This window comes from Scytonema sp. PCC 10023 (genome assembly GCF_963920835.1).
Taxonomy (GTDB): Bacteria; Cyanobacteriota; Cyanobacteriia; order Cyanobacteriales; family Nostocaceae; genus Kalymmatonema.
On sequence record NZ_CAWUDP010000027.1, the window covers coordinates 1 to 25,149 of the forward strand.

Here is a 25,149-nt window from a genome sequence, read left to right on the forward strand (position 1 = left end):
GCACTGCCACCGGAAATTGTCCAACTCATCAACCTGCAATCGCTCGACCTCCGCAGGAATGAACTGAGCGCACTGCCAGCGGAAATTGGACAACTCACTAAACTTAGAGACCTTGAGCTTGGTGACAATCCGCTAGTATCACCTCCACCAGAAATCCTAATAAAAGGACTTAGAGCAATTCTGGACTTTTGCAGGCAACAGCTAGAACAAGAAACCGATTACCTCTACGAAGCCAAATTACTTATTGTGGGAGAAGCTGGAGCGGGCAAAACTACGCTAGCAAAAAAAATTCAAGACCAAAATTATCAGCTACAACAGGATGAAATCTCTACCCAAGGTATTGATGTTATTCAATGGAAATTTCCACTCTTAACTGGCAGAGAGTTTCAGGTTAATATATGGGATTTTGGCGGTCAGGAAATTTATCATACTACCCACCAATTTTTCCTCACTAAACGCTCCCTTTATATTGTGGTCGCAGATACTCGTAAAGAAGATACAGATTTTTACTACTGGCTAAAAGTGGTAGAGTTACTCAGCGATAATAGTCCTTTGTTAATTATCAAAAATGAAAAGCATGAGCGTAAACGAGAAATAAACGAGCCAGGGTTACGGGGTCAGTTCACTAATTTGAAAGAAACACTCACTACAAATCTTGCGACTAATCGTGGTCTTCCAGAAATCCTTAATAGAATTAAGTTTCACATTAAAGACCTACCCCATGTAGGAACAAAACTTCCCAAAACCTGGGTTGAAGTGCGGAAAGCTTTAGAAAGCGACTCTCGCGAATATATTAGCTTGGAAGAATATCTCGCTCTTTGTCAGAAACATGGATTTACTACACTAGAGGACAAACTCCAACTTAGCGGCTATCTACATGATTTAGGTGTATGTCTTCACTTCCAAGACGATGACTTGCTACGAAAAACGGTGATTCTCAAGCCTACTTGGGGTACAGATGCCGTTTACAAAGTTTTGGATAACTCACAAGTCATTGAAAACTTGGGTCAATTTGACCGCAATAATTTAGCAGAAATTTGGCATGACAACAAATATACCGATATGCGGGCAGAACTGTTGCGGCTAATGATGAAATTTAAACTCTGCTACGAAATACCTAGTCGTCCTAACACCTATATTGCACCTCAACTACTTTCCGCTAACCAACCCGACTACACCTGGGACGACACCAATAACCTGATTTTGCGCTACGAATACGAATTCATGCCCAAAGGCATCCTCACCCGCTTCATTGTTGAGACACACTTTTGGATTGAACAACAGCAAAAACTTGTTTGGAAAAGCGGTGTTGTTCTTAACAAAGACCAAACCCGTGCCGAAGTTATTGAAAACTACAATCAAAAGGAAATTAAAATTCGTATCGAAGGAAACCGCAAGAAAGAACTGCTAGCAGTTGTCACCCACGAACTCGAAAAAATCCATCAATCTTTCGAGCGTTTGAAGTATGAAACCCTTGTTCCCTGCAATTGCGCAAGCTGTCAAGGAAGTCAAACACTTCATTCTTATCCTATGGACGTGCTGCGTAGGTTTCTAGATAATCGTCAGTACGAAATCCAATGTCAGAAAAGCTTTCAAATGGTTGATGTCCGAAAGTTGATTGATGATGTTATGGAGCAAACCTTCGGTGCAGATCACAAACTCAATCCTCAAGCTGTACAGTTGCAACGGCAACTGGAGCAGGAGAGAGATGAATCATTAACTCGTCAACATTTGCAACCATCCATGCCAGAACCTATTATAACCAGAAATCAAGTTTTCATCAGCTACAGCCATCAAGACAAAGAATGGCTTATCAAACTCCAGAAACACTTAAAACCCATAATTCGCAATCAAACACTCGCGGTGTGGGACGATACCAAAATCCAACCCGGTGCTGAGTGGCGACAAGAAATTACAAATGCTCTGGCAGCGGCAAAAGTAGCTGTGTTGTTGGTTAGTGCTGACTTTCTGGCTTCAGATTTCATTGCTGAAAATGAGTTACCTCCACTACTGAATGCAGCTCAAGCCAAAGGGCTCACCATCATCTGGATACCTTTGAAGTATAGCAGCTATGAAGAAACTGAAATTGAAAAGTATCAAGCAGTGCACGATCTCAAGAAGCCTTTAAATAGCTTGAGTGAGGCAGAGCAAGATCGAGCTTGGGTGGACATCTGCAAACAGATTAAAAAAGCAGCAAGCCTTCAGTAAATGATATTGGGTGAGTGCGATCGCACAAAATGGTGCGTCGGCGATCGCTCATTGGTAAAAAACACGAGTGGCAATAATAACTATCAGTCCTTATCTACTGATTTGTCTTTTTGTTCCTGCTCAAACTCAGCCAATATCTGCTGAATTTCTTCTGCTGCAATATCTTCCTGCTCAGATACAGAGCGATCGCTTTTACCTCTAACCATAGCTTACGGTAGATGAGGAAGTCCCTTAAAAAACGCTATCACACTGATAAGTGCTAGTAAGTAAGATTGTTATGCATAAAATTTCACCGCAGAGCGTGCAAATGGCACAGAAACACGCCTTGCAATCACTTGAGCATGGTAAATCGGTAGAAGAGCTTGGTAAGCGGCTGCAAAGCAACGACCAAAGCAAACAGGAAATTGGTCAAAGCATTGAAGCGTCTGGAAAAACTATTCAGAAGCAGGCACAGGAATCTTTGGAAAAGGCGCAGGAATTAAAAGAGGATCGTTCGGTGGAAATATTTTCGGAATCTGTGCAGGCACATATAAATGCTTCTCAAAATCATATTGAGGCTGTTAAAGAATTTCAAAAGGGATTGCGAACTGATTTAGATGATCACAAGTGCAGTGAACCCAAGCATGAATAAACAGAGCGATCGCTTCGTAAAAATACAACTGGCAATGATGAGTATCAGTCGTTATCTACTTGTTTATCTTTTTGTCCCTGGTCAAACTCAGCCACTATCTGCTGAATTTCTTCTGCAGCAATACCTTCCTGTTCAGATTTAGAATAGATAGTAATTAAGATAATCTTTGTGCTGGTTTTAACATAATATATCAGTCGATATCCACCACTCTTACCCTTTTGGATATCGCTATTTTTTACCCGTAGCTTAAAAATTGTATAACCTAGCCCCGATATCTGGTCGCCTGGTAGCTCTCCAGATTGAAGCTGTTCAATAATAGGCTGGATATCATTGCGAATACTACGGTACTTCTTCGCTAAAATCCGCAAGTTACGCTTGAATTTAGCAGTTACCTCAACCTGAATTAAAGGTGAGTCATTCTGCATCAATTCCTTCCCACAGTTGAGATACGGGTAAAGTATTTCCCGTCATGGCATCATACCAACCCTGACGAAAACTTTCTGCGGCAGATTCAGAGATTTCCTCGTCCTCTTGGTTGTTTTCTTTCTCAACTTCTTCTGGAAGCAGTACAATGACTCTGACACGGGTATGCTTGTCCACACTCAAGGGTACATCTAAGGAAAGTTGACCTTGCTCATCGACAGTTCCCATGATTTCAATAGCTTTCATGACTCCTCCAAGGGGACTTGCTTTCACTACTTTAGTACCAAGTCGCTATAGTAATCCTATTTAATTTGTAAGAATTGAAAGCCACAGATCCCCGACTTCTCAAAGAAGTCGGGGATCTTGTTTCTCACGTAGCCGAAGGCAGCCCGCAGGGCTTATGATTTAGGATTGCTTTGTAGTGCTGGCATGTTGCCCGCTTGATAATAAAGTAAGGAGTTTTCCGGCTCGCACTACCGTCTTTTTTACATGCATTGGGATGCTCCCGAATAAACAGAGCGATCGCACTTCGGGCATAGCCTCTGGTTTGGAGAATCGCTACTTCCGTTTTGCCTTTGCTGCCCTAGACTCCACTGTAAACGCTGGAATGTCTTGCAGTTCAGTTTCACTGAGGCTGTATTGTTCACAAACCAAGCTGAGACGAGTGCCGGTGGTTTTAACCGCATTCACAGAATGCATCAAATCGCCCTGGAAATACAGGAGTGTGTTAGCTTGTGGCTTAATCTGCCCGACTTGCTGTTTGTGGCGACGCAACACCAGTTCTCCGCCTTGCAAGTTTGGCGGTACTTGCACATAAAGAACACTCACGACCACGGGAGGCTCAACCGTTTTGCAGTAAGATCGCAGCGAACGATCAATATGAGGATCGACGCGGGAGCCTTCTTTGAGCAGCAGGGGGTTAAGATAGAAAGCGTTGCAGGTGGGCTGTAGCGCTTGGTCGAGATAGGGCTTGAAAAAAGGAAACCGCCGTTCCACTTCTGCAAGTTCTGAACGTTGGAATACCACAGAAAACCCTTTGGTGTCAACAAAGTCGCGGTTAAGGTTGTTGATTCCAAGATAAGGGCACGCTAGAATTTCTCCTCGCAAATCGTTGAGGTAAGTGATTGGGAAGGCTTCTTGGTGTTGAGAATAGTACTTCAAGTGTTCAAGGAGTTCAAGAGTTTCAAGGTGAGCAGAGATTCAGATTGGTAATCAGGCGAATGCCTTTGGCACGTTACAAAGAACACCAGCCTAAATAAAGAAAGCGATCGCTCAATTATCTTGTGTCAAATGCTTCCTGGTCAAATTTTAACTAATGTGGGTTCTGGAAAGCAGTAAGTCCCCCGTCATAATCTTGGCGCGACCGTGCCTGTTGATTTTCATCCCTAGACCAAAACCACTGTGATCCACAGCCTACACCTGATCTAAGCACTAGCGATACCCGTTTCTACGTCTAAGGATATAAGTTTATTTAATTTTGAGATATTAATGAGATATTCATGAGATATTAAGATATTAAATTGAAAAATTAATTCAGATAAAAAGTTATGGCAACCGAGCAAGAGCTTCAATCTCTTTTTAATAATTTAGATCGCGATCAAGACGGCAAAATCTCTATTAATGAGCTTTTTTTAAGTCCTGGATTAAGTGCAATTATCTTATCAGAAACAAATACCACTAGCCCCCAGGAGTTACTGTCACGGTATGGTTTAGTCGAAGACGGTAGTATTACCTTTGAAGAGTTAAAGGAAGTAGTTGAGAAAGCAAATAATTTAACCTAGCAGTCAAAAACCCAATACCTAAAATCCCTCTCTAGACCAAGCTTTGAGGGATTTGCAATTTCTAGGTCATTGGTGACATGCTCCCGGGAATTCCAGTGTCTTTTGCTTTTAGAGATTAAATGGTTCTAAGATTTGGATAGGCATTTTTATACCGTTAAAAGTAGAAAATAATGGTTGATTCAAAAGGTCATAAGAGTTGACTACGACTATTTGAGGAATAGCGCCAGTCCTCAGAAAATTTATTGCATGATTGGGTATTTCGTCAAAAAATACAGCCGTGTGTATAACTCCTTTATGTTGAATAGCAATATCTAAAACTGTTTCAAGTACCAGACCAAAATTCCAAAGTTCATCGATTGTTGGAATCGCATCTTTTCTTGTTGACTCAGTATTAAATAAATATTCATCCCAAACTATCTCAATAATGCTGTTTTCACTTTTTGCAATTGGATAATCTGGAAAAATCCCCCAGTATGGTGCGTCTCTGTTTACACGCCAAGTAATAGTTGGTAAGACTTCACTCTTGACATATGCGTCATATCCGACAAATTTGGCTTCTTCTCTCAAGAATTTAATAAGTAAATCTTGAGCGTATTTTTGAGCGTAAGTTTTAGATTTTTTATTGAAGTTGTCCATTATTGAGTTTTCTCCTTAATTTATTTCGTCGTCAAAATTAATCAAGCTCATTTGAATCATAATTCGATACCACCGTCAAATTCTTCTGGATCGTCAGTCTCTATCGTTGTAGAAGCTGTTGACGGTGTAATGGGTACAACTTCCCGAGAAATTACCGGACTGATTACAGAATTTATGGGTACAACTGGGTACTTTCCTTCTAGATATCGCAAGTAGAAAGTTATCGCGTCTTCCACAAACCTACTCTCACCAATATCTAGCGCTTTATACCATTGTTCTACTTTTCTGGCGTTTAGACTAAAAGTGAGAAAAGCGAATATAAGGGAATTGAAATTACGGGTAAAAATCCTTACAAATCAGTATCCAGCCCATCTGTGACGTTTTCAAAATGTGTAATACGTCTCTCCCCTCATCCCCTATTGTATTATCATTATCATTAATCAGAAAATACGGACACTACGAGACTTACAAGCCTGTTCCCTGTTCCCTGTTCCCTGCTATAGTGCGGGAGGATGTTACGGATTTGCTGCCGCAAAAGTATTACATTGTGCAGGATTACCCGTCTGAATGCCCCGCTGGAACCATCGGACTCGCTGAGCTGAACTACCGTGCGTAAAAGACTCTGGGGTAACATACCCTCTTCCCTGACGTTGCAAACGATCATCGCCAATACTGCTGGCAGCATTCAGCGCTTCTTCAACGTCGCCTTGTTCTAGGATTTGGCGTGATCGATTGGCATGATGCGCCCAAATCCCAGCAAAACAGTCTGCCTGTAACTCTTGCCGAACTGAAAGTTGATTTGCCTGTACTCGATCAACTTGACGCTGCATTGACTGAACTTGATTTGAAATACCCATGAGATTCTGGACATGATGCCCAACCTCGTGAGCAATCACATACGCTTGGGCAAAGTCTCCCGGTGCCTGGTATCGATTCTTCAGATCCTGATAAAAGCTTAAGTCAATGTAGAGCTTTTGGTCGGCGGGGCAATAGAATGGACCAACCGCTGATCGCGTAAAGCCACAGGCAGATTGTACCGCACCAGAATACAGAACTAACTTAGGCTCTACATAAGTCTGTCCCCTTTGCCGAAACAAACTCTGCCACGTATCCTCGGTATCTGCCAGGACAACTGAAACAAAATCAGCCATGCGATCGCTCGTCGCAGAACGTTGTGTTTGAGGAGACTCCGGGTAAGGGCGATCGCTCGGCGCTTGTTGTTGCTCCCAGAGGACACTGGGATCGCCGCCCAAGAGGGTAACAATCACTGACAAAATGATGGCTCCAATGCCACCCCCCACCACAGGAGCTGAAAGCCGAGATCCCCGCCTGTCCTCAACATTGGTGCTTCTACGACCGAATTCCCAGCGCATAACCAAGAGTCTCCAAACTACTTAACCTGGTAAAAGTGAACAAAGTGCAATTGCTTTCGGCAAGTCCAAATGGCGATGGCGCAGAGCGCAGCGCCGCAGGCGATCGCAGCAAAGTCAGACTTTCGATAATTCACCAAAAATATTAATGATTTCATTCATCAAAATCCTCTGCCAGAGGGACAGCACTTATTTGATAGGCACTCCTACTTAGGAAAGGCTATGTCATAGCGGTGGTGATACGATCAAAGCAATCGCCTTCTACTGATATGCATCGAACCTTCATCCCTGGCATTGCTCCACCCCTAGTACAATCTGAACCCTCCTGGTGGTTTGGGTTTGTTGGCAATAAATTGCTGGTTCGCGCCGAAGGAAAGGTCAGCGAAATTCCCAAGCTCATCACTCTGGCAGAAATTGGCTTAGAGCCAGTGCGAACGCAATTCCTAGGCACCCTGGATGGACAGCCCTGTTACTCGGCAGAACTGCCTACAGATGTTATCGCCCCCGATGGCATGACCTTGCAGGGATTGCGCGAATTGTACGGAACGTTGGATGAAGACTTGTATGCGCTATGCGGTCGAGCTATCCAAATCGTGGAATGGGACCGCACTCACCAGTACTGCGGGCACTGCGCAACTCCAACAACCCAATTATCCCATGAACGTGCTAAACGTTGCCCGAACTGTGGACTCGTGAATTATCCTCGCCTCTCGCCTGCGATTATTGTTCTCGTTTCTCGGGGTGAAGAACTGTTGTTAGCTCGCGCCCCTCGGTTTCCACCGGGAATGTACAGCGTGCTAGCTGGCTTCGTGGAACCGGGAGAATCGTTGGAAGAGACGGTGGTGCGCGAAGTCCGTGAGGAAGTAGGGATCGAGGTCAAAGATATTCGCTATTTTGGCTCGCAACCCTGGCCGTTTCCCAACTCACTGATGATTGGATTCACAGCCACTTATGCGAGTGGTGACATTGTCATCGAACCGCAAGAATTAGTAGAGGCAGGTTGGTTTAGTAAGCACAACTTACCGCAAATTCCTCCTAAGTTGAGTATTGCCCGCAAGCTGATCGACTCGTTTGTGCTTTGAGCGCATCCACCTTTATCTGGGGTGTGGTGAAAAATTTAATTTATGGTTCAAACAATTATTGTTTTTGTGATTATTGGGCTGATTATCACTGGCATCTTAGTCAGTCCCATCTTAATTAAACAACGAAGAAACCGTCTTAAACATCGTCCTTTCCCCCCACTTTGGAATGCGATTATTGAGAATAATCTTCCCGTTTATCTCCATCTTTCTCCCGCTGAACGCCGACGGCTTCAAGGACATATTCAAGTATTCTTAGCGGAAAAACAATTTATTGGCTGTGGAGGATTGCAGGTAACGGAAGAAATGAAATTGGCGATCGCTGCTGTCGCTTGTTTGCTCCTGCTTAATGAGCGAGGAGAATACTTTCCTAAACTTCGTTCAATTCTGATTTATCCGAGCACTTATTTTGTTAATGAAACTGTTGCCACTGGGAATTATATTGTTGAGGAAAGGCGTGTGGCAAGACTGGGCGAATCATGGACTCATGACCAAGTGATATTGTCTTGGGAACAGGTACAACAAGACACTCGCGACTGGAGGGATGGACATAACGTTGTGCTTCATGAATTTGCCCACCAGTTGGATCAAGAGGATGGCAAAGCTGAGGGTGTTCCTATTTTGCAACGAAAATCAGATTATCCCGTTTGGGCGCAGGTGATGGCAGAAGAATACCAACAGCTGTGCAATCAGGTTCAACGAGGTGTAAAGACTGTAATGGATAGTTATGGCGCAACGAATCCCGCAGAATTTTTTGCCGTAGCAACTGAAACATTCTTTGAAAAACCGCAGCAATTGCTCAAGCAGCATCCGGCACTTTATGAGCTACTGCAACGCTACTATCAACTAGATCCTGTGCAATGGGTTTAGACATTAGACATCTCCAGAAATTAAATATTAACCCAGACAGCGCAAGAGTTTGAGATTAGCTTTCGCAGATGTCTATTAGATTCAAGCAATGAGCTCAGCAACCGAAATACTCTCACGGCTAACTTGAATCAAAGAGGTTTTCTATCGTACTCAATTGAACTCTCCTGGCTTTGAAAAACCAGGATTCTAGACTGTTGTTGCAACCTGGGATAGGTGCCACACTCTGCAACGTTGTCTCATGTTTTTTGTAAAACACGTTGACGAGGGTAAGACAGCCCTACCCGCCTCGACCAATTTCAAAGGCTGTGCGGCACTTTCCTTGCTCCAACCATGTTCAAAGCAGCGTCTGGTGCTACTGAGAAGATTTTACGTGTTGATGGCTCTAAAAAGACTTTTCAACACAACCCCATATCTTCAATTGTGAGGGTAGGTATGGCATCACGTTTGTTTTTTTGGAGTTTTTCATCCTTGTGTTACCATGGCATCAATATAACATACAAATTATGTCATGAGTAGGTTTAGTGCAAGATTTTCTAAACAAGAGTATGAAGAATTGGCAAAACTAAGTAAACAAAAAGAGAGGTCAATAAATGAGTTAATCAGAGAGGCCGTAAGGCAATACATTGAAAAAGAAACAAACGGCTAAAGCCCTATGAGTCGGGCTTCGCCGTGAGATCAGCCGAACGGTTTCATCCGACGCATTGTCCCCGAAAAATCAGCCAGCCTTCATAAAACGCGTACTCGACTTGGAAAACAGATCAACCAAAACAAAGGCTGGCTGATTTTTTACGTGTAAGACCCCCGGCCCTGGTTAAAACACAGATGTAGTTTTCCTCCGTGCGTCAAACTACATCTTCCCTTCGGGACGCTACGCGAACAGGGGTTCTCACCCTCCCACTATGTTTTGATAGAGTAACAGTAATGGAGACGCATTTGATATCCGTACAGGTCAAGTATGGGGTCAGAGTTATGAGCGTAAACGTGAAGAAGAATTTATTGCATTCCTTGAATAGATAACCTAGAAGGCGTCACTGTTTTTTAGTGACATAGTAAGCTACAAAACCAGATTCCAGGATTCCGGATTCCACTCAAATATTTTTTCTTGCGATTGGCCTAAGCCACAGCCCAAATCGCGATTGGGCTGTCTGAGCACTGGAAAGGTTGCAATCGCTTAAGCAGAATACTTGCCGTATGACAGAGTTAATGCTTTAGGAGCACCCTTTTCAACCTGTCGAACTCACGTTAATACAGGACCTACCTTAAAACAAATACTTCGTACCCGTACCTTTTCATTGATGAAAGCAACAAACAAAAAGCCCCTGCACGAGGGACAGGGGCTACCTGATAATCTTATCCCAGGTACTATTGCAACAAATTCTGAGGTTTTTCTGAGGTTTTAGCCAACTATAGCGGTTTTCATCTGTATAAAGTACACCCGATGTAAGGGCGCTCTTGCTTGCGCCCTTACAGATGTACCTCATTGAATCGCAAATGGCTATAACCAAAACTTTTGCCTTGTTCTCAGTCAGAGACTGCTAATACCATTGGGAGGCAGAGCCTCCCTTACTTGCTCAAGAGCCGCTTAAACCGCATTTCCAGCTTAGACCACCGCGCCCGAGATTTTAGAAGAGTTTTGGCTTAAGTTGACACTAATGCGGATCACCCCGCTCATGATTTTCCTGTTCCCCACACCCTTAACCCCTTACACCCTTACCCCCCTAGTTGTGGTAAATTTCATGTGAAGTGATAAGTGGGGGTACGCCGCGTATTTTTTCGGCATCACCCCACAAAAAGCCAAGGCTTTATATTATGAAGTGAGCGCCTTTAATTCGCGCTCACTTTTAAAAAATAATAATTATGGCTTCTACAGAACCTATCAACAACAAGCCTACCAAAACTGCTGTTCCTTTAGAATCAGCAACACCTAAGCCAGAACAAGTAGACTCGGATACACAAAACCAAGTAAATAACTTGGAAAAAGATGGAGTAGTGTCCTCAAAAGAACAGTCGCAACCTGCACTCCAAGAGCAGGATGTTACTGAAAATCAGCCAGATACGACTTCTGATTCTTCTGCATTATTTCAAGCAATTGGGATAATTACTGGCAAGGTAAATTTCATACTGGAGGGGGATAACCAAAGAAGTACTATCACCATTGGTAACAAAGAATATCCACTGTTCTATGCTTCACGCAAACAAAGAGCTTTTGAAGCGCTCAAAAAAGAGATAGAGGCGACTGGCGAACCTACCCAGCGCCTGGTTGTTTACCCCAAGTTTACTCATTTCCCTGGAAGAGATCAGCCGCCGAACGTTGGCTTTCAAGTGGTTGGTTTTGACAAGGGACGCCAATCCGAGGTAATTTCACAACAACTTCAGGACATGGAGTTTAAACTTTGTGGATTGTGGCAGTTTATTCCTGTGTGCCGCACACCATGTATCTCTGTTTTCAAGAATTTCACTAAGGAACGGCTTTCTTATATTAAACAGTCGGAACCAGCAAAAAAAGTAAAATTCATGAAAGCGAGTCATTTACCTTTGTTCTGGAGAGACGCACTGGTACCGCCGTTCCGGTTCAATCCCAAAGCCCCAAAAGAAGAACAAGGACGCCCAGTATTCATACAGATTAAAGCAAAGTTCGTGCCGCATCGGGACGCTTTTGAATTTGACTCATTACTGGAATTGCCACAGGAGAAGCCACCAAGGTTCCTAAAAGCAAGTAAGGATGATAAAGCTACGGCAATGGCACAAAAGAAAGCGGCTCTTAAGGCTGCTGGCAAGGACTTTGGACCACCAAGAGGTAAACCAACTGCCGAAGGCTCGAGTGCTGAGCGAACATTTAAGGGCAAGCCCAAAGGGGACTTTAAGGGCAAGCCAAAACAGATGCCAAAGCCAAAACCAAAGACACAACAGTAAGAAGGGTGTAAGGTGTGGGGCAAAACAAGTCAAAACCATAAGGTAAGAAGCCAAAATTAATACTTTTGACTTTTGATTTTTGATTTTTGACTTCCCCGAAGGGGTTGTGGGGTGTAGGGTGCAAGAGTGAATTGTTTTTGTGTTTTATATATTCTAAAATTTTCCCCTACACCCTTATACCCTCATACCCTTACACCCCTAATTCGCGCGTACACCCCACCCCGAAACTGTTTGGGTTTTTTATATATAGGGGTAATATTAGTAAAGCCACGGTCGTGACTCTTTACCTGCTACCTGAGGTGAACTTGAAGCTTCGACCAAAGTTGTTGACCCAGCTTAAACCAGGAACTCGCATTGTTTCACATGAATTCGATATGGGCGGATGGAAACCGATGCGGGTAGTAAAGGTACTCGGTCCGAAACGAGGTGAAAATTTCTTGTATCGCGATGAATCCTGTTATACCATCCTGGTACCAGATGAGCAACGCGAACATACTCTTTACTTGTGGGTTGTTCCCAAAAATATCCCCAATTCTTTGCGATAAAAACAAAACCCCCAGTACACTAGTTAGCAAATGGGACAGATTGTAAAGTTTTGTTAAGAATTGATTCTGGTTTGATTCTCATGCCATACTCCTGTAATCGGAAGTGCATTTATTGCAATGGCTCTGAATTAGTGGCAGCTATTTCAATCATTCCAAAAATCCTTGAAGCGCTCCTGGAGGAGGCGATCGCCCCAACTGCATAAGTCGATTCTGCTTGCAATTAATAATCATCGTCTGGCTGCAAGCTAGCTACAATACCGTTCGTTGCCCCCTCTACCTAATGGAAGGGGCTTACTTTTAGGGCAAGAAATCCAGTGACCGCTTAATTACTTGTTTTTCCTGAGTTTCAGATAATTTCTCCTAAAAGAATCCTGCAAAGGGTATGACCTGATTGTGATGGGCGCAACGGAGCGTCAGCGTTCCAGAGGTGCTTTATTCAATTTGCTGGTTGATGGGGTCGTTCAGGAAGCTTCCTGCGCCACAATAATGGTGAAGTCGAACCTATCTCAGGCACACGAGCAGAACGGTCCGAATGGCTATCACAAAATTGGTAATATTCTCGTGCCTACCTCAGACAGCGAATACAGCGAACATGCGGTTGAGGTCGCTAGTACAATCGCTGCTGAGACTGGGGCGATCGTCACGCTGGTCAATGTCGTAAACCGGAGCCAGCGGGAATACATTCTGTTTGAGGAGCAGACGATACACTCAGTCACAGACATTGCCCAACAACTCCTAAATCAGCAAGCCCAGGTGGGGCAGGGACTGGGTGCTGTTGTCAAAACTACGATTCTGACTGGAATTCCAGAGTTGGAAATCCTTAACTTTGCCCGCACTAGCCAAGTAGATTTGATTGTTATGGGTAGCAATGTTCATACGGTATCGGGTCGGGCGTTCTTTGGTCACCGCGCCGATGCCATCCTTAACAAGGCACCTTGCCCGGTCGCCGTGATTACGCTACCTGTCAACCCGAACTGCGAGTGAACTACCTACACTCCCGCAAGCGGTGAGTGTAGGCTTCTGGCACATCTTAAATGTTTTTTTATAGCGGTTCTTGTTTGAGTGCAATACAAATTTTGTGGGGTGGGCTTGGCGGACGGGCAGGATGCCCATCCCACAAGAATCAAGAACACTGTTCTTTTCAATTGAGAAGCGCTATAAATATCAGCACATTCAAGAAAACTCCTAATGCCCGTATCCATAGACTCCAGTCTCCCAATCCAAAATCGGCTACTCGCCGCTCTACCTGCTGATGAATACCAACGCCTAGTTCCTCACTTGGAACTTGTCAAACTCTCACTCCATCAAATTATCTATGAGCCAAATGAACCCATCACCCACGTCTATTTTGCCGATCAGGCACTGATTTCTTTAGTCACCAGTATGGAAGACGGCTCGACCATTGAAGTCGGCTTGGTAGGTTCTGAAGGGATGGTGGGTATCCCTGTGATTTTGGGCGGTAACATGACGAACAATCGAGCGTATGTGCAGATTCCAGGCGCTGCTATGCGGATGGATACAAATATACTTAAAACCGAGTTTAATCGGGGTGGAGAGCTGCAAACACTGCTGCTGCGCTACTGTCAAGCGCTACTCACCCAAGTCTCACAATCAGTAGCCTGTAACCGCTTTCATACCATAGAAAAGCGACTCGCCCGCTGGATGCTTTTAGTTCAGGACAGTGTAGACTCAGACGAGTTTGCCCTCACTCAGGAATTTATCGCCCAGATGTTGGGTACGCGACGCTCCAGCGTCACGGAGGCTGCTGGTACTCTTCAACAAGCGGGAATGCTCCGCTACAGCCGTGGCAAAATTACCATCGTGAATCGCGAGGCTTTGAAAGCAACAGCCTGCGAGTGCTATCGGGTCATTTCTGATGAGTTCGCCCGCTTGCTGGCTAATCAGCCTGAATCTGATTCTAGATAAGTTGTTTGCTGTGTCCGCGACCGTACAGACCCCAATATTAAGCTTGTCTATACTATAGAATGCGCAAAAAACTATACTGATTCCTATAATGTATCATATGCAAAAGCTTGATGGTCTGCGGTTGCTCGTTGTCGATGATGATCCGGATGCGCGAGAACTGCTGACAATCTTATTTTCAGGGGACGGAGCAGAGATTATAGCAGCGGCTTCGGCTCTTGAGGCTCTAGAAGCACTGTCTTGTTTTCAACTGGACATGTTGATCAGTGACATCAGTTTGCCAGATGAAGACGGCTATTCACTGCTCCGGAGAGTGAGAAAATTGGATGCATCGCAAGGAGGACAGATTCCTGCCATTGCTCTGACGGCACATGCGATGGAGGAGGATCGCACACGTGCATTGTCAGCAGGTTTTGACAGACACCTCTCCAAGCCCTTTGACTTAGACGAGTTAACCTCGGTGGTGAAGAGCCTTGCTTGCCAAACAGAAGTGAGTCTAACAGGTGATTAAGTCAAACTCAAATTGTAAACGGCTCAACTTCATAATTATGCCACTGCCGTTGATACCATTCAGCAACCAAGGGGCGGATGATGAACTTGGGGTTGCGATCGCCTTTAACATCAATACGCAGACACGAGTAAGGTCGCCGCTTTTGAGAACCCTGACCGTTGCGACCGATAAAAAGGTGCGATCGCGCCACTAACTTCTGATTTTCCATCAAATCTGCTCCCTCCGTCCGCTGTCGTCGCAGACTATAGCCACTCCCGCCGCAGACAATCGAGTGAATGTGAGAATCAGCACCTCCGGTGTCCATTGTCTCAAGATGTTCCAAGCAATGAGCATGACCGTTTAAGACCAAATCAACCAGAGGACGACCACCAGTCTTAGAACCTACTACCTTAGCGACTGCATTCAGCACTTCCCGTAAACGGTTACGAACTGCTAGAGTTTGCGCCTGTTGCCATTTCGTCGCCTCAGTCACGTAGGGAGGATGGTGGAAATAAATCACTCTTCCCCGAACATCTGCGGTATACCAAGATTCAATCAGTCTTTGCTTGAGCCATTCGAGCTGGTCGATATCAGTCACTGTTTTTTCGTCAGTGGCTAATTGCTTATCTATATCAACAATTATTTCCTCAATTTGTGATACCCGTTGCTGCATATCATCGAGTTGCTCAGCTTCATGGGGGTTATCTGGATTGAGGTTTGCTGATTGCTCCATAAACTGCATCTTCTGCTGTTCGAGTTCATCGCGGCGCACCTCCAATTGCTTGCGTTCAGCATCTCCTTGTTTTGTTGCAGGTAACGGCGGCGGATCGTTAAATGTATTAGAATCGAGTGCAAAGAAGTCTATTCCACCGTAGCGGAAACTGTAGTAACGATTGGGAAGGCGGGTAAAACGCCCCGGCTCGTAGCGCAAACAGCGACCAGTATCTGTTTTTGCCGTGTAATGTTCCTCTAGGTGACGAGCCAAATCCCCTGGAAGCATAAACGCCTTCAGGTAATCCAGGAACGCCTTTGCATAAGCGTCACCTTGCCATGAACCATGAGCGCCAACATCTAAGTCTAGCCCCGACTGGAGGAGACGACGCAGCGGCATTGTTGCAAACGATACCAAGCCAAACACAAGTGGCAAATCGTAGTAATCGTGATTTCCTGGTACAGGTAGGATTGGTCGTTTGAAAATCATCCGGTCATAGGCAATGCGCTTGTGATGCTCTCCCCCTACGAGAAACTCTCGATAAGGTTTGATAAAGTTTTCTTGATAGTACTCCTTTGACCCCACCAGATAGATCACATCGCCTGTATGCAACATGAAACGGCATTCTTGCTGATGGGGTTGCATCAGTTCGGCAACTTGTCGCTGAGGATTGTGTCCCCGGTGCCCTCCCGAACCACTGTCACCCACAACCAAAAATGAAAACTCTGGATTGTCAGAGCTTCCATCGTCCAGCACCAACTGAGTTTGGTCAATCCCCCGTTCGAGAATTACGGGGTCTTGCCAGCGCACCCGCTGGTTCATCTTGCGAATTTTGTCGGCGATCGCCGGATCGGATACGAGTTTCAACGCAACTTTCTCCTAAATACACATCTGACATTAATCAGGAGAGTTTTCTGCGCTTGGTTTCTCCTCAATCGTCAAATTTGGCAGTCCCTCCAGTTTTTCTACGGGTTCCTCTTCTTCAATAGAAGGGACAAAGACTTTCAAACCCGCCGGAATGCAGCGAATCTCTACAGGAGTTGTCCCTAAAATTTCTCCATCAACAACAATTTTTTGCGGAGGGTCAGTTGTGATTTTAAATTGTTTTGCTCGCAAATAACCAATGTCATTTCGCTCTGCACCATTGCCACTAGAAGCAGTTTGAAACAGATGAAACGCTGCGGCGATCGCTCCTGCTCTGTTCAGCGGAGCCACGATTGTTAAATCTAGTAACCCATCATCCACAATGATTCCCGCTGGTCCCTGAGCCAAGATTGAAGAGGGAGGGGCTGCATTTGCTACTGTGACTGAAGCTGCGGAAGTTTTAATGATTTTTTCTTCTGTTTCAATTTCTACATCAAAATTATGTAAATTCCGCAGTTCTTGCAGCCCTGCAAGAATATATGCCAGAACACCAAACCGATTTTTCGCTTCCCGGTCTGCTCTTTCTACGGCTTCAGCTTCAAAGCCAATTCCTACCAGCAGTACCATTCGATGATCGTTACAATCAGCTGCATCCACAGTCCGAGTCACTCCTTGCAAAATGACTTGACAAGCTGCATCGATTGTGTCTGGAATTCCTAAAGCTGTGGCAAAAGCGTTTGCCGTTCCCCGTGAAATAATCCCCAAGGAAATATCGGTACTTACTACAGCAGCCGCAACAGCAGAGAGAGTACCATCTCCCCCCGACACAATAATGGTATCTACACCCCGCCTAACCGCTTCATGCGCTAGTTCTTCAGCGCTGATTTCTTCAGTTGTCAGTTGAATATCCAGGTCGATTTCCGGCTCTAGGATTGCCCGAATCATTGCCAAGTCTTGTTCTGAGTCACCCTGACCCGCGACCGGATTAAAGATAAGGCAGGCGGAACGATTCATAGGGTGCAATTATAGTCTAAGAACAAATATACGAATGTCTATTATAGTAATTTGTTTACACAATCCCAGCTTCTGTCTAGTGACAGGTTTGTCTGGTTTTGAATTGACTGGGTTTTTTAGCTTCGTCAAATGAATAAAGGGAGTACCAAAAAATAAATTATCCATTATCTAGGGTGGGTTAGGCGCACGACAGTTGAGGTGTTCTAGATAACTAAGGTGCGCCGTAACCTACCATTGTTCTGCTTCTCAGTTCACGGAAAAAACTTCTTTCCATATCTTATTGGACAGATACAGATATAGTTCAAATTAAACCAATTTGTCGAGAGAAAACTCTAAGGATTGGAACCATGCGGATTGCCGAAAGTCAAAAATGGAACCATAAGCGTGCCAAAACGGCAATATTATCCTGACTACGACAGCAATGCTTGGTCTTTTAGAAATCAACCGCTTTATCTTTATTTGGTCGGCGTCAGAAGAAAACCATGTTGTTGACCATTAAGAAGGCCAATACCCACGATTTGCCCTTTGTCATTGATGGCATTTACAAAATTTAGGGTAATACCAGAATCGGGGGGGATTAGGCTGTTGAGATCTTGCAGCCTGCCGTTGCTATACAGGAAGGCGCGAAAGCCTTCAAAGTTGCCATTTTATCGAAAAAAAGCACTTTGTGCTTAATACTTAGTGGTTTAATAATACTCAATTTTTCATGAGAAGATGTGAGCGAATGAACAACCCCAACCTAGACTATGTTTAGAGGTTGGAGTCGTTCAATTAACTCTTTTGAACTCTCCACGCTTTGAAAAACGTGGATTCTAGACTGTTGTTGCTCCGAGGGCTAAAAGCCCATCTCCCTTCGGGTTCGCAGTCGCCTGCGGAGGGAAACCCTCCTGCAGCGCTGTCTCACCGCAACTTTGTCTCATGTTTTTGGTAAAACATGTTGACGAGGGTAAGACAGCCCTACCCGCCTCGACCAATTCAACGGCTGTACGGCTACTTCGGTATCTTCCAACCATGAAGATTTTACGTGTTGATGGCTCTAAAAAGACTTTTCAACACAACCCCATATCTTCAATTGTCATGGTTCAGACTACCAACACGTTTGTTTTTGGAGTTTTTCATCCTGTGTTAGCATGACCTTATTATAACACCAAAACGAGGTCATGGAAAAATTAACTGTTAGGTTTTCAGACAAAGAGCATCAAGACTTAACAAAACTTTCTCAAAAAACAGAGCGTTCACGATTGGGATTTAATCCGAGAAGCTGTTAGACAATTCATTGAAAGAGAAACAAAGGGCTAAAGCCCTATGGGTCGGGTTTCATCCCCTCCTTAAAAGGTAGGGGTTCTCACCCTCCCAATATGCTTTGATAGCTTGTTCGTACAACAGTTGTGTCCTGGACTGTATGATTTCTATAGCAGTATAATCAGTATTTTAAGAAACTCTGTTGTCACTTTCAGGCAACTCAAAACTAGTACACGCACATTATTAGCTACTAGCTATCAAGATTGCACGTGTTGATTCATTTTTAGCAACTTAGCAATGACATTAAGTTCTCCCGAACCAATCCAGTTACGCGAGTACCAACTCTCACTCATCCAACAAGTCTTTTGTCATTGGGGAGCGGGAGAACAGCGTGTGATGGTGCAGCTACCAACAGGTGGCGGGAAAACGATTATCTTCTGTGCCATCGCTAACTCGTTCATTAAACAATCAGAGCCGGTACTTGTGATTGCCCACCGGCAAGAATTAATCACCCAAGCCGCTAGCAAACTAGAAGCCGTTGCCGGTGTCCCAGTAGGGATTATTAAAGCTGGATACAAACCTAATCCCGATGCATTGCTACAGGTGGCGTCCATCCAAACTCTCATTCGCCGTCAGCCGCCACCAGCATCGCTTGTCATCTTTGACGAAGCACATCACTGTCACAGCCGCACCTATGCAACTGTCTTTAAACACTATGCAGATAAAGGTTCTTATATCATCGGCTGTACTGCCACTCCCATGCGGACAGATGGTCGGGGGTTGCGTTGGTTGTATGGCGCTACACCAGGGTTTGAATCGTTAATTTGTGGACCGTCTGTTAACCAACTTATTGCCGCTGATTATTTAGCACCTTTTAAACTTTATGCACCTGCACATATCATTCGTGCCAGTGGTGCTGGGTTAAAAACCACAGCCGGGGACTATAACAAAGCCCAACTGGAAAAGTTCGTCAAAAAGACTTTGCTTGTTGGCGATGTGATTGAGACCTGGAAAAAACACGCCTCTGGACGCCGGACGGTGTTGTTTGCTGTATCCGTAGACCATTCTAAGGAATTAGCCCTAGCTTTTCAAGAAGCAGGAATAAGAGCTGCACACTTGGATGGGGACACACCCACATCAAAACGGCAAGAGATTCTGGCGGAATTTGCCGCAGGTCGGGTGTTAGTCCTGTGTCAGCATTCTATTGTCACCGAAGGCGTGGATATTCCGCTTATAGAAGCAATTCAATTTACCCGCCCCACGAAAAGTCTGACGATTTGGTTTCAGGCAATTGGTAGAGCACTTAGACCTGCACCCGATAAAACTCACGCCGTCATTATCGACCACACGGACACTCATCTCAACCTGCCGTGGCCCGATAACGACATTCCTTGGAGTCTCGACCCGATTAGCCTTAAGCCGGGTCCTGGGGTATTGCAATGTCCCAACTGTCGTCACGTATTTCGTCCCACCCAATGGGAGAGAGAACGCAATATGGCTACCTGTCCGGTTTGTCAGACAAAATTTATCTTTGTCAATAAGCCAAGCAATAAAAAGGGAGGAGAAGAACTCTCAATTTTGGAAGTTTTGCCAGCCGAATTTGCAGAAATCCTTATTGAGTACAACCCCCTAAAACTGGCGCTGGTACAAAAAATTATCAACATTCAACTTGAGAAAGGATATCAAAAGGGCTGGGTTTATCATCAACTAAAAGATTTACCAGAATTAAACCTCAGCTTGAGGGATTGGCAGGAAGTCGCCCGCAGATTGGAGTACAAACCTGGCTGGGCTTGGCACAAGTGGCAGGAGATGCAGTCCCTATACGGATTGGATTCCGCATAGGATTAAAGGGGGTCTTTCAAGGGTAGGTTTTTTGGCAGAGCGAAAATAGTTGAGAAAATTCTCAAGTGTTTAACGTCGTTTGGTCGTTTTAGGATTTAAGCATCGGCTGAAATAGTCAAAAAATGACCAAATACAAAATACCTACGTTTGTAAGCGATGCCTTGGGGAAGGTGCCCGATAGGGCGGGTGAGGTTATCTGTCGCAAACATTTTTTGAATTGGTATTATTAATCTGCACCTTGAATCAAGTCTAAAATCACAGCAACTAATGCGGCTGGTTCTACGGGCTTGGGAATGTGCTTCTCAAACCCTGCCGCGATCGCCTGTTGCTGATTGATCTCCCCTGCATAGGCAGTCAGGGCGATCGCCGGAATTCGCCCGCCTTGTTCTGGTGGTAAACTTCTCACTTGCCGCATCAGCATATAGCCATCCATCTCTGCCATACCAATATCACTGATCAACACCGCTGGCTGAAACTGAGCTAAAACTGCTAAGGCTTCTGCGGCTGAAGCTACGGCAATCACCTTTGCTCCTGAGTGCTCCAAAACAAACGTCACATACTCCCGCATATCAGCAGTATCTTCCACCACTAACACTTTAATGCCCTGCAACCCTAAAGATGGTTCAGACGGTTTCAGATGTTGAGGCATCTCGCTTTGATGCTGCATCAGGGGTAGTCTTACGGTAAAGGTTGCTCCCTGATCAACACCTTTGCTTTCTGCAAAGACAGTACCGCCGTGCAGTTCCACAATTTGCCGGACGATTGCTAAACCCAATCCCAATCCGCCAAATTGTCTAGTCGTGGCGTTATCAGCTTGACGAAAGTACTCGAACACATGAGGGAGGAAATCGGGATGAATGCCTTTGCCAGTGTCGTTAACTATGATTTGAGCTTCAGCCTCAAGGCGCTGCAAGCAGATATCCACCCGTCCCCCTTGGGGAGTAAACTTAACGGCATTAGAAACCAGGTTCCAGATGACTTGCTGCAAGCGACCTGAATCGCCTAACACTTGCCCGATATTTGGCTCCAGTGCCGTTTGAATTTGAATCGACTTTGCTTGAGCTGCCAGCCGCACAGTTTCAAGCGCCGCTGTAATGGTCGTGGTAAGATTAACAGGAGTGACATTTAAGCTGAGCTTCCCTTGAAGGATTCGGGAGACATCGAGTAGGTCATCAATCAGTTGCACCTGAAGTTTAGCATTACGCTCAATCGTCTCCAACGCATAACTTGTTCGCTTTTCATCCAGCTTGCGGTTTTGCAGCAGTTGCGACCAACCCAAAATCGGGTTGAGGGGGGTGCGAAGTTCATGGGACAGCACTGCCAAAAACTCATCTTTGACGCGATTCGCTGCCTCGGCTGTCTCTCGTGCTGCTTGTTCCCGTGCCAAAAGCCGTTCCATCTCTGCCTCTGCGGATTTGCGTTCGGTAATATCACGCGCTACACAATAGAGGAGCTTTTGCTCGACAAAGGGGGCAACACTCCACAAAATCCAGCGGTAAGAGCCATCTCGGCATCGGTAACGGTTTTCAAACGCAACGCTTGGTATGCCTTGGGCAAGCTTTTGCGCTTCAAAGCGCGTCTTTGCTTGATCATCTGGATGAACAAATTCGATATAAGGCTGTGTCGTTAGCTCTTCTGAAGTGTATCCCAGTGTTTCTGTCCAAGCCGGGCTCGCCTGTAGGAAGTACCCATCCGTATTGATGATTGCCAACATATCGCGGGAAAGTTGAAAGAAGCGATCGCAATCTTCTTGTGCCCGTTTGCGCTCAGTGATGTCTGCAAGTGCGCCAGGGAAAGCCAGAGGTTTGCCAGCAGCATCATACTCAACACGACCCCGTGCGACAACCCAGCGCTCATCGCCAGTGGCAGTATGAACGCGGTACTCGGCGATATACTCCTCACCCGTCTCAATCGCCCGGGAAATCGCTGCTACGATGCGTGGGCGGTCTTCTTCGTGGATGGCACGCAAAAACATCTCAAGCGGTAACCCTTCTGTTGCCGCAGCCACTGGATCGACTGCGAACAAGTGAGCGAAGGCTGCATTGACGATGACGCGATCGCCAGGAATTTGCCACCTCCACGTGTAAACGGCTCCCGCCACCAAAGCAGATTCTAACTGCACGTGTGCATCCCGCAAGGCTTGTTCAGCTTGTTTGCGCTTGGTAATGTTAATGGCAACGCCCAAAATTTGCCGGGGTATACCATTTGCCGTTCGATTAAATACAAGGCTTTGAATATATAGCCAACGCCATTCACCATTGGCATGGCGATTGCGATACTCAATTGCGCGAACTGCTCCTTCCGGTGCTGACTGAAATTCCTGTAAGTAAGCGGATAAATCTGCTAAATCGTCTGGGTAAGTCAGCGTTGGAACAACATCTGAACCCATTGCTTGAATTTGCTTGGGCGTATAGCCCAACAAGTCCGTAATCTGACAATTGATGTAAATATTTCGCTGTTCAATCAAATCATACACAAATAAAACTCCGGGCACGGTTTCAGCGATTTGTTCAACAAAGCGCTGACTCTGTTGTAACTGTGCTTCGGTCTGTTTTCGCGCTGTGATATTCTCAAACGCCAATCCTAAACAATGATTCGGTAATGGAAACGCTTTCAAGCTATAAATGCCTGCGGTAATGCCGTCCTCACTGTACGGAACTTCTCCTAAATCGAGGGCAAGTCCTGTACGAATGACCTCCGCATACTGCTGCACAAGTGGCGTTTGTAGCAGCATGGGAAAACTTTCAGCCATTGTTGTTCCAATTAATTGCTCAAAATTGATACCAGTGGCTTCTAAGGCGGCGGGATTGGCAACTAACAGGCGGAACGAGCCAGGATCGTTGAGATTTTCCAGTTGCCAAACGACAATTCCAACCTGAGTATTGCGGACAACATCAACATAGAGTTGCAGACGTTGCTCTGCTTGTTTGCGCTCGATCAATTGTGCTGCTTGCCGCGCGTATAAGTCGAGCAGGCGCAACTCGCGTTCCGACGGACGATGCGGATGTCGAAAATGGGTGGACAGTACTCCCAAAATCTCACCGCTATGACTAAATAGCGGTGTTGATTGCACAGCGCGGTATCCGGCTTTATCAGCGATAATACGTAAATACTCAAAGCGCGGATCGGTCTGTATATCCTCGACGATCACCCGGCGGCGTTCTCCTATTGATGTGCCACACGCTCCTTCTTCTGCGGTAACGGTGCGGAAAAAGTCGAGAAATTCCTGTTTGAAGCCGAACTGAGCGACAATCTTTAGACTTTGTTCCTGCGGGTTGTAAATTTGTAGATTGCCCATATCCGCATGCAACAGGACAACTGCCGCTTCCAGAATTTCTTGCAAAAGTGGCTCCAGTTCCCGGTCTTGAAGCAACTGCGTACTCAAGGAGTGCAGTCGGGTCATGTCAGCGAGTTCGGCAGTCAATTGCTCCTTCAGTGCCCCTAATTCCGCCTCATTCCGTTTTTGCTCGGTGATGTCCCGTGAAACAGAAAGCAGACGCACGACCTTGCCCTGCACGTCTAAGATTGGTGTGACAAGCACATCCCACCACTTCGGTGTCCCCTTTGCGGTGCAGCAATACCCCTGAAAACGTCCTGTGCCTCCTGCTAAGGCAGTTGCCATCGCAGCGTGGGCAGGCTCACTGTACTCGCCCTCCCACCACTCGACCCACTGGCACCCGATGAAGGGAGTGAGATCGTCAATTTCCACCAGGCATAGTCCTGGGGTATTCATCGTCAGCAATCGCCCGTCCGTATCGAGAACTTTCACGCAGTCCGCAATACTTTCAAAAATTTGCCGATTGAACTCCTCGCTTGAGCGCAAAGCAATTTCAGCAAGCTGGCGCTCGGTAATATCCGTAACTAAAATAGATACACCATTTTCGCTAGGGTAAATGTGGTTTTCAAACCAGCGCTGTAAAGGGGCATAGTAGTACTGGAACTGAACTGCGGTTTGCTCTGCTACTGCCCGATGCGCTTGGGTGTAAAACTGGCTGCCGATTGTGTCTGGAAACACTTCCCAGATGCTTTTGCCCAACAGTTGTTCTCTGGACAGACCAACAACTTCCATCACGCGATCGTTGACATAGGTGTAGCGCCACTCCCGGTCTAGAAACAAAAACTGGTCTTTAATGCAAGATAGGATACTGCTTAGGTTTGCTTCTGCCGCTTCTGCCTGAATGTGCAACTCCTGTTCACAATGCGCCGCTGTGCGATGCAACCGAGTCATCCTCAGCTTTGTTTTAATACGCGCCAACAACTCACGCTCAGAGAAAGGTTTGATGATATAATCATCGGCTCCTGCTTCCAGCCCTTCAATGCACGCCTCTTCGTCACCAGGAGTAGACAGCAAGATAACGGGTACTTCTTGAGTTTGAGGATCGGCCCGAAGTACTTGCAATAATGCCAACACGTCCAATTTTGGCATTAGGACATCCGCCAAAATGAGGTCGGGAACCTGCTGTTGAATTGCAGTTACCGCAGCAGATCCATCCACTACCATCACCTGATAATGCTGACCTAGCAGGAGTTTCAATGAATCTCGCATCAGGGCGTCATCATCCACAAGGAGAATTCGAGAGGGTGTTGAGCTGTCATGCTCCATAAC

General features: G+C 45.6%; 22 protein-coding genes and 1 pseudogene. 13 read left to right on the plus strand and 10 right to left on the minus strand.

Annotated elements, in window-relative coordinates; translation table 11 throughout:
- The coding region (locus ACM0OZ_RS17635) for a COR domain-containing protein (RefSeq protein ID WP_414584124.1) at nt 1–2,208 on the plus strand (2,208 nt) is incomplete at its 5' end.
- 83 nt (nt 2,209–2,291) lie between these two features.
- On the opposite strand, the gene ACM0OZ_RS17640 is transcribed toward ACM0OZ_RS17635, so the two are convergent.
- On the minus strand, nt 2,292–2,414 hold the full coding sequence (locus tag ACM0OZ_RS17640) for a hypothetical protein (protein ID WP_414584125.1): 123 nt from the start codon (nt 2,412–2,414) through the stop codon (nt 2,292–2,294).
- A gap of 71 nt (nt 2,415–2,485) precedes the next feature.
- Between ACM0OZ_RS17640 and ACM0OZ_RS17645 the strand changes: the two genes are divergently transcribed.
- On the plus strand, nt 2,486–2,839 hold the full coding sequence (locus tag ACM0OZ_RS17645) for a hypothetical protein (RefSeq protein WP_414584127.1): 354 nt from the start codon (nt 2,486–2,488) through the stop codon (nt 2,837–2,839).
- 44 nt (nt 2,840–2,883) lie between these two features.
- Here the strand turns inward: ACM0OZ_RS17645 and ACM0OZ_RS17650 are convergent, their stop codons facing one another.
- The 3 genes from ACM0OZ_RS17650 to ACM0OZ_RS17660 all read right to left on the minus strand — a co-directional run bounded on the left by ACM0OZ_RS17650 (nt 2,884) and on the right by ACM0OZ_RS17660 (nt 4,423).
- On the minus strand, nt 2,884–3,264 hold the full coding sequence (locus tag ACM0OZ_RS17650) for a type II toxin-antitoxin system RelE/ParE family toxin (protein ID WP_414584128.1): 381 nt from the start codon (nt 3,262–3,264) through the stop codon (nt 2,884–2,886).
- Nucleotides 3,254–3,508, minus strand: coding sequence for a hypothetical protein (locus ACM0OZ_RS17655; protein ID WP_414584129.1), 255 nt, complete (start codon nt 3,506–3,508; stop codon nt 3,254–3,256). The genes ACM0OZ_RS17650 and ACM0OZ_RS17655 overlap by 11 nt, the downstream gene beginning before the upstream one ends.
- Before the next feature lie 312 nt (nt 3,509–3,820).
- The gene (locus ACM0OZ_RS17660) at nt 3,821–4,423 is read right to left on the minus strand and encodes a 2OG-Fe(II) oxygenase (RefSeq protein ID WP_414584130.1); all 603 of its coding nucleotides are present in this window, start codon (nt 4,421–4,423) and stop codon (nt 3,821–3,823) included.
- A gap of 386 nt (nt 4,424–4,809) precedes the next feature.
- Between ACM0OZ_RS17660 and ACM0OZ_RS17665 the strand changes: the two genes are divergently transcribed.
- Nucleotides 4,810–5,043: an EF-hand domain-containing protein gene (locus tag ACM0OZ_RS17665; protein ID WP_332987909.1), complete on the plus strand. Its 234-nt coding sequence runs from the start codon at nt 4,810–4,812 to the stop codon at nt 5,041–5,043.
- Between the two features lie 108 nt (nt 5,044–5,151).
- Here the strand turns inward: ACM0OZ_RS17665 and ACM0OZ_RS17670 are convergent, their stop codons facing one another.
- The 3 genes from ACM0OZ_RS17670 to ACM0OZ_RS17680 form a co-directional block, all read right to left on the minus strand.
- A complete protein-coding gene (locus tag ACM0OZ_RS17670) occupies nt 5,152–5,679 on the minus strand; it encodes a hypothetical protein (RefSeq protein ID WP_414584131.1) in 528 nt (175 codons plus the stop codon).
- Between the two features lie 56 nt (nt 5,680–5,735).
- On the minus strand, nt 5,736–5,915 hold the full coding sequence (locus ACM0OZ_RS17675; protein WP_414584132.1) for a hypothetical protein: 180 nt from the start codon (nt 5,913–5,915) through the stop codon (nt 5,736–5,738).
- Nucleotides 5,916–6,194: 279 nt separating this feature from the next.
- Nucleotides 6,195–7,052: a neutral zinc metallopeptidase gene (locus ACM0OZ_RS17680; protein WP_414584215.1), complete on the minus strand. Its 858-nt coding sequence runs from the start codon at nt 7,050–7,052 to the stop codon at nt 6,195–6,197.
- A gap of 230 nt (nt 7,053–7,282) precedes the next feature.
- Here ACM0OZ_RS17680 and nudC point away from each other — a divergent pair, with 230 nt between their 5' ends.
- From nudC to ACM0OZ_RS17725, 9 genes and pseudogenes are all read left to right on the plus strand, one after another.
- Nucleotides 7,283–8,131 (plus strand): NAD(+) diphosphatase, encoded by an 849-nt coding sequence (gene nudC / locus ACM0OZ_RS17685; protein WP_414584133.1) that lies wholly within the window; start codon nt 7,283–7,285, stop codon nt 8,129–8,131.
- A gap of 42 nt (nt 8,132–8,173) precedes the next feature.
- Nucleotides 8,174–8,998: a zinc-dependent peptidase gene (locus tag ACM0OZ_RS17690; protein WP_414584134.1), complete on the plus strand. Its 825-nt coding sequence runs from the start codon at nt 8,174–8,176 to the stop codon at nt 8,996–8,998.
- A 508-nt stretch (nt 8,999–9,506) separates the two neighbouring features.
- Nucleotides 9,507–9,644: a ribbon-helix-helix protein, CopG family gene (locus ACM0OZ_RS17695; RefSeq protein WP_414584135.1), complete on the plus strand. Its 138-nt coding sequence runs from the start codon at nt 9,507–9,509 to the stop codon at nt 9,642–9,644.
- Nucleotides 9,645–10,855: 1,211 nt separating this feature from the next.
- Entirely contained in the window at nt 10,856–11,911 is a 1,056-nt protein-coding gene (locus tag ACM0OZ_RS17700) for a hypothetical protein (RefSeq protein ID WP_414584136.1), read from the plus strand.
- A 242-nt stretch (nt 11,912–12,153) separates the two neighbouring features.
- Nucleotides 12,154–12,456, plus strand: a pseudogene (locus tag ACM0OZ_RS17705) (hypothetical protein); the annotation flags it as partial.
- 80 nt (nt 12,457–12,536) lie between these two features.
- Nucleotides 12,537–12,659 carry a hypothetical protein gene (locus ACM0OZ_RS17710; RefSeq protein ID WP_414584137.1) on the plus strand — a complete coding sequence of 41 codons (123 nt, stop codon included), beginning with the start codon at nt 12,537–12,539 and terminating at the stop codon, nt 12,657–12,659.
- Nucleotides 12,660–12,852: 193 nt separating this feature from the next.
- Nucleotides 12,853–13,440, plus strand: coding sequence for a universal stress protein (locus tag ACM0OZ_RS17715; RefSeq protein ID WP_414584138.1), 588 nt, complete (start codon nt 12,853–12,855; stop codon nt 13,438–13,440).
- A gap of 204 nt (nt 13,441–13,644) precedes the next feature.
- Nucleotides 13,645–14,382 (plus strand): Crp/Fnr family transcriptional regulator, encoded by a 738-nt coding sequence (locus ACM0OZ_RS17720; RefSeq protein ID WP_414584139.1) that lies wholly within the window; start codon nt 13,645–13,647, stop codon nt 14,380–14,382.
- Between the two features lie 88 nt (nt 14,383–14,470).
- Entirely contained in the window at nt 14,471–14,890 is a 420-nt protein-coding gene (locus ACM0OZ_RS17725; RefSeq protein ID WP_414584140.1) for a response regulator, read from the plus strand.
- Nucleotides 14,891–14,897: 7 nt separating this feature from the next.
- Here ACM0OZ_RS17725 and ACM0OZ_RS17730 read toward each other — a convergent pair whose 3' ends face one another.
- Both ACM0OZ_RS17730 and ACM0OZ_RS17735 read right to left on the minus strand, forming a co-directional pair.
- Nucleotides 14,898–16,448, minus strand: a complete 1,551-nt coding sequence (locus ACM0OZ_RS17730) for a metallophosphoesterase family protein (protein WP_414584141.1) — start codon at nt 16,446–16,448, stop codon at nt 14,898–14,900.
- Between the two features lie 30 nt (nt 16,449–16,478).
- Nucleotides 16,479–17,459 (minus strand): YegS/Rv2252/BmrU family lipid kinase, encoded by a 981-nt coding sequence (locus ACM0OZ_RS17735; RefSeq protein WP_414584142.1) that lies wholly within the window; start codon nt 17,457–17,459, stop codon nt 16,479–16,481.
- A 1,539-nt stretch (nt 17,460–18,998) separates the two neighbouring features.
- On the opposite strand from ACM0OZ_RS17735, the gene ACM0OZ_RS17740 reads away from it, so the two are divergent.
- Nucleotides 18,999–20,543 carry a DEAD/DEAH box helicase family protein gene (locus tag ACM0OZ_RS17740; RefSeq protein WP_414584143.1) on the plus strand — a complete coding sequence of 515 codons (1,545 nt, stop codon included), beginning with the start codon at nt 18,999–19,001 and terminating at the stop codon, nt 20,541–20,543.
- Between the two features lie 226 nt (nt 20,544–20,769).
- Here the strand turns inward: ACM0OZ_RS17740 and ACM0OZ_RS17745 are convergent, their stop codons facing one another.
- Entirely contained in the window at nt 20,770–25,146 is a 4,377-nt protein-coding gene (locus ACM0OZ_RS17745; RefSeq protein ID WP_414584144.1) for a PAS domain S-box protein, read from the minus strand.
- Nucleotides 25,147–25,149: the final 3 nt, after the last annotated feature.

Coding starts and splice junctions, on each gene's coding strand:
- ACM0OZ_RS17640 (WP_414584125.1), bottom strand. CDS start 2,414: ATGGTTAGAGGTAAAAGCGATCGCTCTGTATCTGAGCAGGAAGATATT.
- ACM0OZ_RS17645 (WP_414584127.1), top strand. CDS start 2,486: ATGCATAAAATTTCACCGCAGAGCGTGCAAATGGCACAGAAACACGCC.
- ACM0OZ_RS17650 (WP_414584128.1), bottom strand. CDS start 3,264: ATGCAGAATGACTCACCTTTAATTCAGGTTGAGGTAACTGCTAAATTC.
- ACM0OZ_RS17655 (WP_414584129.1), bottom strand. CDS start 3,508: ATGAAAGCTATTGAAATCATGGGAACTGTCGATGAGCAAGGTCAACTT.
- ACM0OZ_RS17665 (WP_332987909.1), top strand. CDS start 4,810: ATGGCAACCGAGCAAGAGCTTCAATCTCTTTTTAATAATTTAGATCGC.
- ACM0OZ_RS17670 (WP_414584131.1), bottom strand. CDS start 5,679: ATGGACAACTTCAATAAAAAATCTAAAACTTACGCTCAAAAATACGCT.
- ACM0OZ_RS17680 (WP_414584215.1), bottom strand. CDS start 7,052: ATGCGCTGGGAATTCGGTCGTAGAAGCACCAATGTTGAGGACAGGCGG.
- ACM0OZ_RS17690 (WP_414584134.1), top strand. CDS start 8,174: ATGGTTCAAACAATTATTGTTTTTGTGATTATTGGGCTGATTATCACT.
- ACM0OZ_RS17695 (WP_414584135.1), top strand. CDS start 9,507: ATGAGTAGGTTTAGTGCAAGATTTTCTAAACAAGAGTATGAAGAATTG.
- ACM0OZ_RS17700 (WP_414584136.1), top strand. CDS start 10,856: ATGGCTTCTACAGAACCTATCAACAACAAGCCTACCAAAACTGCTGTT.
- ACM0OZ_RS17710 (WP_414584137.1), top strand. CDS start 12,537: ATGCCATACTCCTGTAATCGGAAGTGCATTTATTGCAATGGCTCTGAA.
- ACM0OZ_RS17715 (WP_414584138.1), top strand. CDS start 12,853: ATGGGCGCAACGGAGCGTCAGCGTTCCAGAGGTGCTTTATTCAATTTG.
- ACM0OZ_RS17720 (WP_414584139.1), top strand. CDS start 13,645: ATGCCCGTATCCATAGACTCCAGTCTCCCAATCCAAAATCGGCTACTC.
- ACM0OZ_RS17725 (WP_414584140.1), top strand. CDS start 14,471: ATGTATCATATGCAAAAGCTTGATGGTCTGCGGTTGCTCGTTGTCGAT.
- ACM0OZ_RS17735 (WP_414584142.1), bottom strand. CDS start 17,459: ATGAATCGTTCCGCCTGCCTTATCTTTAATCCGGTCGCGGGTCAGGGT.
- ACM0OZ_RS17740 (WP_414584143.1), top strand. CDS start 18,999: ATGACATTAAGTTCTCCCGAACCAATCCAGTTACGCGAGTACCAACTC.
- ACM0OZ_RS17745 (WP_414584144.1), bottom strand. CDS start 25,146: ATGGAGCATGACAGCTCAACACCCTCTCGAATTCTCCTTGTGGATGAT.